This is a genomic window from Aquimarina sp. (assembly GCF_977115655.1).
In genome coordinates, this window is sequence record NZ_CDSBKO010000094.1 from 1 (window position 1) to 12,638 (window position 12,638).

The window sequence follows — 12,638 nt, forward strand, 5'->3', positions numbered from 1 at the left end:
CGGACCTCGGTCACCCGTCATCCGGCTTAAAACAGAGAAAAAAACAACCCCGGACATCGGTCACCCGTCATCCGGCTCAAAACAGAGCAACAAACAACCCCCGGACCTCGGTCACCCGACATCCGACTTAAAACAGAGCAACAAAACAACCCCGGACCTCGGTCACCCGTCATCCGGCTTAAAACAGAGAAAAAAACAACCCCGGACATCGGTCACCCGACTTCCGACTTACATAAAAACTATGAACAAACTAGCATTACCCATCGCCATTATTGCATTAATAGCATCTGTAGGATCATTTTTCTTTCAGCAATCCTCATCAGAGTTAGTATACGTAGATGTAAATAAACTATTAGATGGTTATAAAAGAACCAAAATCGTAAAATCAGAATTCGAAAAAAAGGCTAAAACCATGCAAACTAATGTAGATAGTTTGATTTCGGGTTGGCAAACAGAGCTTAAAGGGTATGAAAAAGAACGTAGCAGTATGACCAAAAAAGAACTGGAGCTAAAACAAGAATTATTAGCAAATAAACAACAACAAATAAATAATTATCAACAAGCCGTACAAAAGCAATTACAAGAAGAAGATAAGAAAGTAACGCAAACGGTAATTAACGATATCAATGATTTTGTAAAAGAGTATGGAAAAAATAAAGGATATAAAGTCATTTTTGGAGCTACTGGTAACGGAACCATTATGTATGGGGAAAAATCTGCGGATCTTACAGAAATTGTTTTAAAAGAATTGAACGCCGAGTTTGAAGGGAAGAAGTAGGCTGTCTGGGAGTCGGAAGTCAGAAGTCGGAAGTTTTGGAGACGGAGGACGGAAGTCAGAAGTCGGAAGTCAGAAGTCCGATGTCGGATATCCGAGGTCCGAAGTCGGGTGACCGATGACAGATGTTGGGAGTCCGATGTTGTCGGATGTTGAAAGTTTGGAGACAGAGGGCAGGAACCAGAATAGAATAACATCCGTCACCCGTCCTCGGAGAGCAAAGAAAACCCCAGACTTCGGTCATCAGACTTCTGACTTCCGACCTCAGACAACAAAGAAACCCTCGGACCTCGGTCACCCGTCATCCGGCTAAAAAAGTAAAAGAAACCCTCGGACTTCGGTCACCCGACTTCCGACTAAAAACAGAGCAAAAAAACAACCCTCGGACCTCGGTCACCCGTCATCCGGCTTAAAAAAAACAGAAATGAAATTCAAATTCGAAAATTTAATCATCTGGCAAAAAGCAATGGATTTAGCAGAGTCTGTAAATGGGTTGTCAAAGAAGTTTCCAAAAAAAGAAATGTATAATCTATCTTCTCAAATAAGGAGAGCAATAGATTCTGTAGCATTAAATATATCAGAAGGATCTATAGGGCAAACAAATCCTGAATTTAAAAGATTTATGGGGTATTCTATACGCTCATTAGCAGAAGTAGTAACCTGTTTACACAAAGCAAAAAGAAGAGAATATATATCAGATGAAGAATTTGAAAAACATTATAATGGCAGTTTTGAATTAATGAATATGATGGTAGCTTTTAAAAATAAGATAAAATGAAGATAGAAGACAGAAGTTGGGAGACGGAGGACGGAAGTTTTGGAGACGGAAGTCGGGTGACCGAAGTCCGATGACGGAGGACGGAAGTTTTGGAGACGGAGGACGGGAGTCGGGAGTCCGATGACAGAGGACGGAAGTTTTGGAGACGGAAGTCGGAAGTCAGAAGTCCGAAGTCGGATATCCGAGGTCCGAAGTCGGGTGACCGATGACAGATGTTGGGAGTCCGATGTTGTCGGATGTTGAAAGTTTGGAGACAGAGGGCAGGAACCAGAATAGAATAACATCCGTCACCCGTCCTCGGAGAGCAAAGAAAACCCCAGACTTCGGTCATCAGACTTCTGACTTCCGACCTCAGACAACAAAGAAACCCTCGGACCTCGGTCACCCGACTTCCGACTAAAAAAGTAAAAGAAACCCCCGGACCTCGGTCATCGGACTTCTGACTTCCGACTTCCGACTTCAAACAGAACAACAACCTCCGACCTCGGACATCCGACTTCGGACCTCGGACTTCAAACAAAAAACAGAAATGAAATTAAAACGAAAATATAAAATTGTTAAAGGTATACTGATAATAAACGTACTCCTTATTATCTCTTGTACTAACAAAACGTTTGACTCTTCAGAACAATTGTTAGAGTATATAAAGCAGCCGGATAATGGATATCTCTATACAAAAACAGTAAACGGAGTTGATTTTTCTTTACTATACAAGCCAACAGATGTATTAGTGCATCAGGAGTTGACAGGAGAAGTTACAACTACAAAAATAGACAGTTTACGAAGTAAATATAAAGAATATATGTATTTCACTTTATCCATGTCCAAAAACAATCAGGAATTATTGACCAATGTAGCGGGGGATAAACAAAAATTCGGAGCTATGGTAAATCAATTAGCCTTTGGGATGGAGCAGAAAGTACACCTGTATACACCAAAAAAGGACACTATAGTTATGGCAGATTATATTTATCCCAGAATGTACGGTATGAGCGGAGCAACCACAATGCTTTTGGTATATCCGCGAGAAGAAAAAGTAACAAAAGAAGAGTTTGTGACATTAACAATAGAAGACTTAGGATTTTATACCGGCGAAGTAAAATTTAAAATACCAACAAAGATGATGAATAACGAACCAAAATTAAAGTTTTGAGACGGATGTCCGAAGTCTAAAGTTGGGAGACGGAGGACGGATGACCGAAGTCCGATGACGGAAGTCGGAAGTTTGGAGACGGAGGGCAGGAACCAGAAGAGAATAACATCGGTCATCGGGCCTCCGACCTCGGACAACAAAACAACCTCGGACTTCGGTCACCCGACTTCCGACTCTAAAACAAAAAGAAACCTCCGACCTCGGACACCCGACTTCGGACTCAAAAATAAAAACCTCGGACATCGGTCACCCGACATCCGACTTAAAGAAAGAAAACCTCTATGAACAGCACTAAAATGAAGAAACTATTCCAAAAGAAATTTCGAACCACCGACTTCCGACCTCTGACTTCGGACACCCGTCTTCGGACACCCGACCTCCGACACCCGTCTTCGAACCTCGAACCTCGGACACCCAACCGACACCGGGCAATCGCAGTATTTTTTATCCTAACGTTTTTACAAACCTTGATCCCGTATAACCAACTATGGGCAAATAATAACGGTCCTAACGCTCCCGAAGCCGCTTCTTTTGAGCCTGTAGATGCTACCGATATGGTGAATTTGGTAACAGGAGATATGTCTTATGTGTTACCCTTACTTAATGTACCAAGTCCAGAAGGAGGATATCCCTTAGCATTATCGTATCACGCTGGTATTGCAATGGATCAGGAAGCGTCCTGGGTAGGTTTAGGGTGGTCTTTAAATCCAGGGGCGATTAATCGGGCTGTAAATGGATATCCAGATGATTGGGGGAAAACAAGAGTTAGTGAATTGTTTTATGATAAGGGAGCAACGCAGGAGATATATTCATTTTCTATAGGAGGAACATTACCGAACGGAATAACTCTTGGTATGAGTGCAGCTTGGGGAGATTATAAAGCTTGGGGAGGTGTTGTAGGATATGCTGGTCTTAGAGGTGAGTTTGGCTCTGAAGGTGTTGGTTTTGGTGTTGGAGCAAGCATTGCTGGAGTAAATATTAATGGATCAATAAATTATCAAAAGAATTATGGAACTTCTATTGGTTTAGGAGTTGGTTATGGAATCGTATCAACCTCAATGAATTTGAATCTTAGTACAGGAGAATCTTTTGCTAATGCTAGTTTAAAATGGAATGGCGTAGGAATAAGCTTAAATAGTGAAGGTAAATCATCTTTTTCACTTAGTTCTTATGTTGGAACAACAAACAGGCAGACTTCTTTTAGTAAAAATGACTATTATATACAAGACATTAATAGAGGTTTTAATTTTGATGTAGGGCTTTACTGGGCTAGTTATCGACATAGAAAATATTCATATTCATTGTATAAAGACACAAATTTATATGTAAGTGGGACATTGAATTTATATAATAATAGTAAAAATGAAGAAGGAGGATATTCTAGGAATCACCTAAATCTAATGGATGTCAAACAATATGCGGCAGATGAATTCCATGATGTATTAAACCAAAACTCATCTTTTTACGGAGATGTTTCTTTAAGGACTGAAGGCGCAATTACATTTCCTAATTACGATAGTTATTCTATTACTGCTCAAGGTTTGTCAGGTACCTTAACCCCTCAAATTTTTGAAGAAGTAAGACTCTTTAATAAAGGATATAGATATGAAAGGATAGGGTCTTATGATACAAACAGTACTTTAAAAATCAAGGTTGACTACCTTAGTGATTTTAGCCCTTTAATAGCAGATCAGTATAAATTGGGTAATAAAATAAACTTTTATTTGAAAGGAAACAATAGCTCTTTTCTAAGAACACAAACGGGGAAATTCAACGTTTTATCAGACATTGTTTTTAACAAACCTTCAGATACTGAAATTTTGAATTCGATCCAGATTCAAACAGATAACACATATAATTCTAACACAACGATAAATGGAGATGTAAAAAAAACAGGAAATAGGAAGAGGGATGGTAGTTTTATTGAAACTTTTACGAATCATGACATTCTTAATAGGAATACTAATGGTTGGTTTATCGATACAGCTAATTTTAATAGGGGTGACATAAAGTATCCTTCAGAAGGAATCGGCGCTTACAGAGTTACAACAGTAGATGGTAAAACATATCATTACTCGCAACCTGTATATCATTTTGAATCTTTTTATAAAAACTTCAATAACATTCAAGATGAATATTCTTCTTTTTTTGAATCTAAAAAGACAAAGCCATATGCAACTCATTGGTTGTTAACTGCTGTTACTGGTCCAGATTATATAGATATTAATGATAATGGTAAAGTTGATGAGAAAGATTATGGATATTGGGTAGAATTTGAATATGGTAAATGGAATGGGGGATATGCTTGGAGAAGTCCCAAAGAAGGATTTAAAGAATTAGCAGACAAACAAACTTATTTTTGGGGAGTTAAAGAGGTTTATTATCTGGATAAAATTAAAACAAGAACACATTCTGCACTTTTTGTTAAATCGATTAGAAATGATGGTAAAGGCTCTGAATTTAGTCACTACAAAAATAAATATGAAGGAGGTAATATACATTCTGGAGATATTTTAAAGGTTGTTCAAGATAAAGAGTTGAAGCCTACTCCGCTTAATAAACTTTGGGATGTTAATACTAATCAATTAGATGATTATCAGGGAAGGAATGTTAGGGCGGCAAAAAATTCCTTTAAATATGTAGATATATCAGAAGCAAAAAGCTTGAGACTTGATAAAATATTAATTCTTAAAAACGAAGATGTTAATTATGATAAAAATGGCTCTCAAAGTAATTATGGATCTTATAGAAAAGCTTCATATACTTATTACAATGATGGTTACCTAGTTAATTATGATGGTTTTTTGATGAAAAATGTAACTATTGATAGACCTAGCACAAAGTTAAATGTATATCTTCTCAACAATGATGATAAAATAATAGATATTTATGATATAAAAAATAATCTAGAAAGAAAGGCACAAAAAATTATTAATTTTGGTTATGATTATAGTTTAAGTAATAGTATTCCAAATGCTCAAAATGGTCATCTTACGCTCAAAAATGTTCGAACAAAGGGTAAAGGAGGAGTTGAACTAATCCCTCCATATAAATTTTCATATAATAAGCCCTCTATGGGCTATAATTTCAATAATTCAGATGTTTGGGGTTATGTTAAAGATAATGAAGATGCATGGAGTTTGAATAAAATTGAAACACCAGTTGGAGGGACTATAAATATCGAATATGAAGAAGATTCTTTTTATGCAGAGGCTGCATATAGAAACATGAATGATAATATTTTTCATGGTTTTAGATATAGTTATTATGGAGGAGAGCAAACATCTACTAATAATAAAATTATTAGTAGTATAAACAAATCCTCAAATCAATTAACGGTTAACTTTGATCCAGCCAGTATAAATTTTGATCTTAATACTATTTTTAGGGTTGGTGATGAATTAGAAATAAGATGGAGGTATTGGGATGGCGAATACCTTAATTCGACTAAAAGAACAAAAGGAGTCACAGATATTTATACAATTAGCGAGATAAATAATAACCAAAATATTAAACTTGAAGTTAACGAGATAACAAGGTTTCATAACCAGTTTATAACTTCAGGTTGTAGACCTGTTATTAATGTACAAGGAGAGTTAGCAGATTTTGAAATACCTAGTGGACTTTCTAAATGTCTTCTTTATTTTGACATTGTTAGCAATCATGGTTTATATACTACGCAAGATCCAAATGGGAAAAAAGGAGGAGGATTGAGAGTGAAAAACATAAAAATAAGTGATGGGGTTGATGAATATTCGACTACATATGATTATAAAAACCCAATAACAGGACAAATTTCAGGAATTACTTCTTATGAACCTTTTGATGATGATAGGTTAGTTCCATACATAGAAGAAATTCCTTCTCCTAATGTAATGTACGAATATGTTACTGTTTCTTCATTTGGTAAAAATGTTAGTGTTTCTAATGGATTTACGATCTATAAATTCAAAACATTGAAGCCTTACAATTTTTCATCTGGAAAAATTTCAGAAGAGATTTTTAGTATGGGGGATGCTTTTAGAGTTACTCAAGCTCAAAATGAAAAACCTAATGTTAAATTGAAGTTGTATAAACATACTATTCACAATGCTACGTCAAAATTAGGGAGTTTAATTTCAGTAAAGTCATTTAATAAAAGCAATCAATTATTAACACATACCACTAATAAGTATAAACATTTTAATGATATAAGTGATCAATCTACAGGAATATATCAAAGCTCATTTCAGAGCGTCAAAAAACATGAAGAATATGAAAAGTTTTTTACCAATACAGGGGGATCTGAAAGGACATCTATTTATTATTCCTTTTTTTCATCAAGCATGGTACAATACCCTAACTTAATTGAAAGTACAACTACTAGTCAGGGAGGTTTTACCAACACAACCTATTTTGATAAACATGATTTTTTAACTGGTCAAGTAACTGAGACCAGAACAGTTTCTAGCAATGGTACAGAACATAAATCCAAAACAATTCCTGCATACGAACAATATGTGAGTATGGGAGCAAAGGTTGACAACCCAACAAACAAAAATATGCTCACTCAAACTGCAGCAAATCTAACTCAGATAAAAGTAGGTACAGACTGGAAAACCATAGGAGCAGGCATCACCACCTGGAACAATGATTGGCAGTACCGTAAACCTGATGGTTCTACAGAACCTGCCGCTACGGGTACCCAAAAAATCTGGCGTAAGCACAAAACGTATACTTGGAAAGGCGATATAGATGCAGATGGAGCTTATGCAGGATATACAGGAGATCTGGATGGGTTTGTTTGGGGTAGCACCCAATCCAATCCAAAATGGATCAATACCTCTACCATAAACCTATACGATCACTATTCGATGCCATTAGAGTCTCAGGATATTAATGGTAATAAAGTTGCTACCAAAATGGGGGATAACGATACGAAAATAGTTGCTGTAGCCAATGCTGGGTATAATGAGATGTTTTATTCTGGAGCAGAATATACAACTGGAAATTATATAGGAAAAGAAATTCTTGGAGGAAATTATAGAAAAGGATTTGGTAAGGCGCATACTGGGAAATATTATTTAGAATTAAAATCTGGAGATCAAGGGTTTAAAACAATAATGAAACTTAACGAACATAGAGCAGGTAGATATAAAATATCTGTTTGGGTGAATAAAGATGGAGCAGATAATGCAAGAATATATAGTAAAGGAGCTATAAAAGTATTTAATGGCGAACGGGTAGATGCTGGAAAGTATACGCTGTTGCAACATTACGAAGAACTATCTACAGATGCAGAAACAATTTATATAACCTCTTCTGCGGGAGAAATATATGCAGATGATTTTAGAATACACCCTGTAGAATCATCAATGACCAGTTATGTATATAATGAGTGGGATGAATTAACACACATTATTGGAGCCAATAACCTTGCCACCAGATATGAATATGATGAGGCAGGTAGATTAAAAAATACTTATATAGAAGTAGTGGATAGCTCTAAAGATTATTTAATTGATACTGCTGAGCAAAATCAAATCAAGGATATTTTTATAAATAGTACCTCATATTCGATAGATTGTATTCGGGATTATGAAAATAGAAATTCTGTTGTCCCATTTTTTAGTGTTGGGAATGAATTGGGTATAGACCCCGCTGTTCTTTCTGCAATGAATGATACAGATTTACAACAAAAACTTCAAGAATTTTACCAAAAAATTTCTTATGAAACAGTATTAATACCAATAGGGTCATCGTTGTATGCTTATGAATGTTTATCTGATATCGATAAGAAAAAAATTGACGATATCTATGCAGATACCATTAATGGAAAAGGCATAGGAGGATTCAAATTAAGTAATACCCTACAATACAAATATAAAAACCAATAAGAATCATGAATATATGTAGTAAGTCAAATTATCGAATGAACTTAAAATTAAGATGTGTTATTGCGCTTTTATGTGTGTTTGTGAGTTCAACTGTTGCAGGACAAGAGCAACAAACAGCTCCTTTACAAGAATCATCACAAGAGATGCAGTCAATAGGTGGCGAATTACCTCCTGATGGACCTCCAGATAATAGTGTAGCATGTAGATTAGGAGACTATTGGCCGGATCGGGATAAAGATGGTAAAGGAGATGTAAATGCTAGCCCAATAAGGATAACGTCTTGTGATCAGTTTATTACTGTTGACCCACCTGTTATAAGACCTTTTGTAGATATAACGGGAGATATTCAGGAAAATCTTCAAGTAGCCTATAATAATGAGGATTGTCATGATGATAATCAATGGCTTTATAAAGCTTCTACCTGGTATCCGGATACAGATGGCGACGACCATGGGGATGATACCAAACCAGGTATAGTATCCTGTACTAAAGTTTTGGGATATGCTTATAAGATAGATTGTAATGATAATGATCCAAATATTAAAGCAAAGAAACGTTACTATGTAGATGGTGACCATGATGGCTTTGGAACAGGAGCCGGAGAGCTTTTCTGTGAGAAACCACGTTTAGGATACGCTGAAGTTGGTGGGGATTATGATGATAACAACCCTTTAATTATAAATTTACCAACAGGAGAACCTTATTGTCAGGCCCAGGCAGAAACTATAGTATATATAGACAAAGATGGCGATGGATATGGTGCAGGCATGGGGTACTCTACCTGTAGGATACCTGATACTGGGTTTTCAATATTGAAGGGAGACTGTAATGACGATGATCCTGATGTTAACTTGATGACCTGGTATAGGGATAAGGATGGCGATGGTTTTGGAGACCCTAATGACCCTTTGCATTCAAGGGATATTGTAGGAGGGGTAGCATTTGAAGACCCTTCAGGAGATGCGACAGTTCAAAAAGGATGTAAACCTCCCCGTGGATATGTAGATAATAACCTGGATAATTGTATTGATGAAAAAGGGCCACATAATGGTTGCCTAGTAGGCGAAAACCCTAATGAAAAACTAAACTCTATACGAAGCCTGAACTTTGATATTTTAGGAAACCTTGTTTCAGCCTCCAAATCCTATTTTGATGAGTTAGGAAAACCAACACAATCACAATCCTATGATATAAAAAACAGTAAAATTTGGGCATCGCAAACACTTTACGATAAACAGGGCAGACCAGCGTTACAAACTTTATCCGCACCGGCACGTACTCAGATATTATTTGAGCATAAAAACAATTTTATACAAAACGCCAGTAATTCAAATTTTACAACAAACGACTTTGAGAACAATTCAGAAAACCCATCTACGCTAGGTGTACAAGCCAATACAGTAGGATATTATTATAGTGCCAATAACACCGCAGAACCCTATCAGGATGTAACCGCACGACCATATTCTCGCACTATTTATAGCGAGTTAAATCCGGGAGCTGCCTTAAAAACTATAGGGGGTAATAAAATAGATGGAAAATGGAAAAACGGGTATGTTTTTTCTATGCCGGCCGGGCAAGAATTATCAAAACCAGACGCTTTTGCAGAATCTAAATACGATACCTATAAAATTATCAAAACAGTTAGCAGAGATGTACATGGTATAGAAAACGTAGTATTTACCGATACCGATGGCAATACCCTTGCAGCAGCGCGTAGCGGTGGATCAGGAAACAGAACCTCTTCGGTAATTATAGGAGAACAAGGATTTGTGGATATTCATATACCGGTAGGGCGCACAGGGATTTCTATTCAAGGGCATTCGGGTATTTTGTATGATATATTTGATTTGATTACCGAGCAGAAAATAAACACTGCTCATGGTAGCCTGCCAAATGGTTTTTATAGAATAGCATTCAGGGATCTAAATAATTACAATGCAAATACATCGGTTACGTATCCCGAAAACTATTATGACTACAGCCTTAATTATTACGATAAGGCAGGGCGTTTGGTAAAGAGTAAACAACCATTGCAGCATTTAGAAAGTGCTTATATCTATAACTCTTTAGGGCAATTAGAATATACAAAAAGTCCGGACGAAGGCCAAGCATGGTTTGTATATCGTAAAGACGGACAAATACGTTTTTCTGTAAACAGCAAACAATTAGAAAATAAACAATTTTCATATACCAACTACGATCAACGAGGCAGGCCGATAGAAAGTGGGGTATTTACAGATAATGATACTACACCAATATATGTAGATCCTTCTAATACGGTAGATCCATTTAAAACAGCATTACGAAATATAAAAGATGATGTAGACAGTCTGGAGGATACTTCCTGTTCAGAAATACATCATACCATATATGATAACTCCGATAATGCAGGCTTAGCAGCCGCTTTTGGAGCAGATACCAGAAAAAACAACTATGCATCCCAATCTTTTGTTGCGGGCAATGTGGTAAAAACCCAAACGCTAAAACCCGAAACCACCACCACATGGTATAGTTATGATATTTATGGCAGGGTACAGTGGATAGTACAACAAATTAATGGCTTGCAGGAGCTAAAGACGATAGACTATGTATACGATCAAGTAACCAGTCAGGTAACCAAAGTATATTATCAAAAGGGAGCATCCGATCAGTTTATTCATAGATATACCTATGACCCTGCCGACTATAGTCTTACCAAAGTAGAAACATCTGTTAATGACACCAGTTTTACAGAACATGCTACCTATACCTATTACGAAACCGGTGCTTTAAAACGAACCAATATAGCACAGGGGCTACAAGGTATAGACTATGTATATAATCTGCAAGGAGCCTTAAAAAGTATCAACCACCCCAGTTTGGATGCAGCAAATGATCCCGGTGGAGATGCTAATGACTTGTTTGGGATGATTATAGACTATAACAAACATGATTATAACCGTCCTTTACCCAATATAAAAAGTGCCAATTACGGGTTCGATCAATATAACGGTAATATTAAAGGAATCCGTTGGAACTCTGATTATAACCCAATCCCGGGTAAAGAGCATACCTACGAATATACATATAACCGAAATAATTGGTTGCAAAAAGCAGAATATGGCAATTTCTTGCCAGATAATACTAGTATACCTACTATTATCGACGAAGAGAACACGGTAACACCTTCTAATGATGACCACCTTCCTTCGGTAAATAATGTGCTAAACTCGGGGCAAACCTCACATTTAAAAGCGAATGTAAGCATAACCTTGGTACCGGGATTTCATGCCCAATCCGGAAGTGTTTTTACTGCAAAAATAACCGCAGGATCTTCTAATTATGTTAGGGATATTAGTGCCGGTACACTAATTGCAAATGCCAATGGCGATTATAAAGTAGATAATATTACCTATGACGCTAATGGTAATATACAAACCTTACATCGTAACAAGCATACGGAGAATGGGACTGGTAATGCCATGGATAAATTAGAGTATAAATACGATACGGGCAATAACAAACCAAATCAGTTAAAACAAGTAATTGATAGTGAGGGGGATGTAGCAGGAGCAAAGGATATCGGGACCCAAACAGATACCGATAATTATGTGTATAACCAAATAGGGCAATTGGTAAACAATAGATCTGAAAATATTACCTATCTTTACAATGCCAGTGGTTTGGTAACCGAAGTGAAAAAAGGAAATCAACCATTGGTCAAGTTCTTTTACAATGATAAGGGGCATAGGGTACGTAAAGAATCCTATAATCCAACCAATGGCAGTTTAAGCTATATCGAGCATTATGTGCGCGACGCAGCAGGAACACCTATGGCAATTTATCGCGATGGACAGGTAGTAGAAAATACTATTTATGGAGCTGGTAGATTAGGAGTTCGAAAATCAGATGGTACAAATGTATACCAGTTAACCGATCATTTAGGCAATGTACGTGTTGTAGTGGGTAGAAATCCACAAGGGGAAGCAATGGCAATGACGAGTACCGATTATTATCCTTTTGGGATGCCAATGCCAGGGCGTAACCAGGTGGGGGATTATCGATATGCCTACC

The 12,638-nt window shown here is 36.9% G+C and carries 5 protein-coding genes; all 5 read left to right on the plus strand.

What is annotated here, in order from left to right:
- Window positions 1–241 precede the first annotated feature (241 nt).
- A complete protein-coding gene (locus tag ACZIYX_RS22630) occupies window positions 242–778 on the plus strand; it encodes an OmpH/Skp family outer membrane protein (RefSeq protein ID WP_462684539.1) in 537 nt (178 codons plus the stop codon).
- Window positions 779–1,199: 421 nt separating this feature from the next.
- Entirely contained in the window at window positions 1,200–1,553 is a 354-nt protein-coding gene (locus ACZIYX_RS22635) for a four helix bundle protein (protein WP_462684540.1), read from the plus strand.
- A gap of 529 nt (window positions 1,554–2,082) precedes the next feature.
- A complete protein-coding gene (locus ACZIYX_RS22640) occupies window positions 2,083–2,706 on the plus strand; it encodes a hypothetical protein (RefSeq protein WP_462684541.1) in 624 nt (207 codons plus the stop codon).
- A 467-nt stretch (window positions 2,707–3,173) separates the two neighbouring features.
- Window positions 3,174–8,582 (plus strand): hypothetical protein, encoded by a 5,409-nt coding sequence (locus tag ACZIYX_RS22645; protein ID WP_462684542.1) that lies wholly within the window; start codon window positions 3,174–3,176, stop codon window positions 8,580–8,582.
- Window positions 8,583–8,617: 35 nt separating this feature from the next.
- On the plus strand, window positions 8,618–12,638 hold a 4,021-nt coding region (locus ACZIYX_RS22650; RefSeq protein WP_462684543.1), incomplete at its 3' end, for a 3-coathanger stack domain-containing protein.

Coding starts and splice junctions, on each gene's coding strand:
- ACZIYX_RS22630 (WP_462684539.1), top strand. CDS start 242: ATGAACAAACTAGCATTACCCATCGCCATTATTGCATTAATAGCATCT.
- ACZIYX_RS22635 (WP_462684540.1), top strand. CDS start 1,200: ATGAAATTCAAATTCGAAAATTTAATCATCTGGCAAAAAGCAATGGAT.
- ACZIYX_RS22640 (WP_462684541.1), top strand. CDS start 2,083: ATGAAATTAAAACGAAAATATAAAATTGTTAAAGGTATACTGATAATA.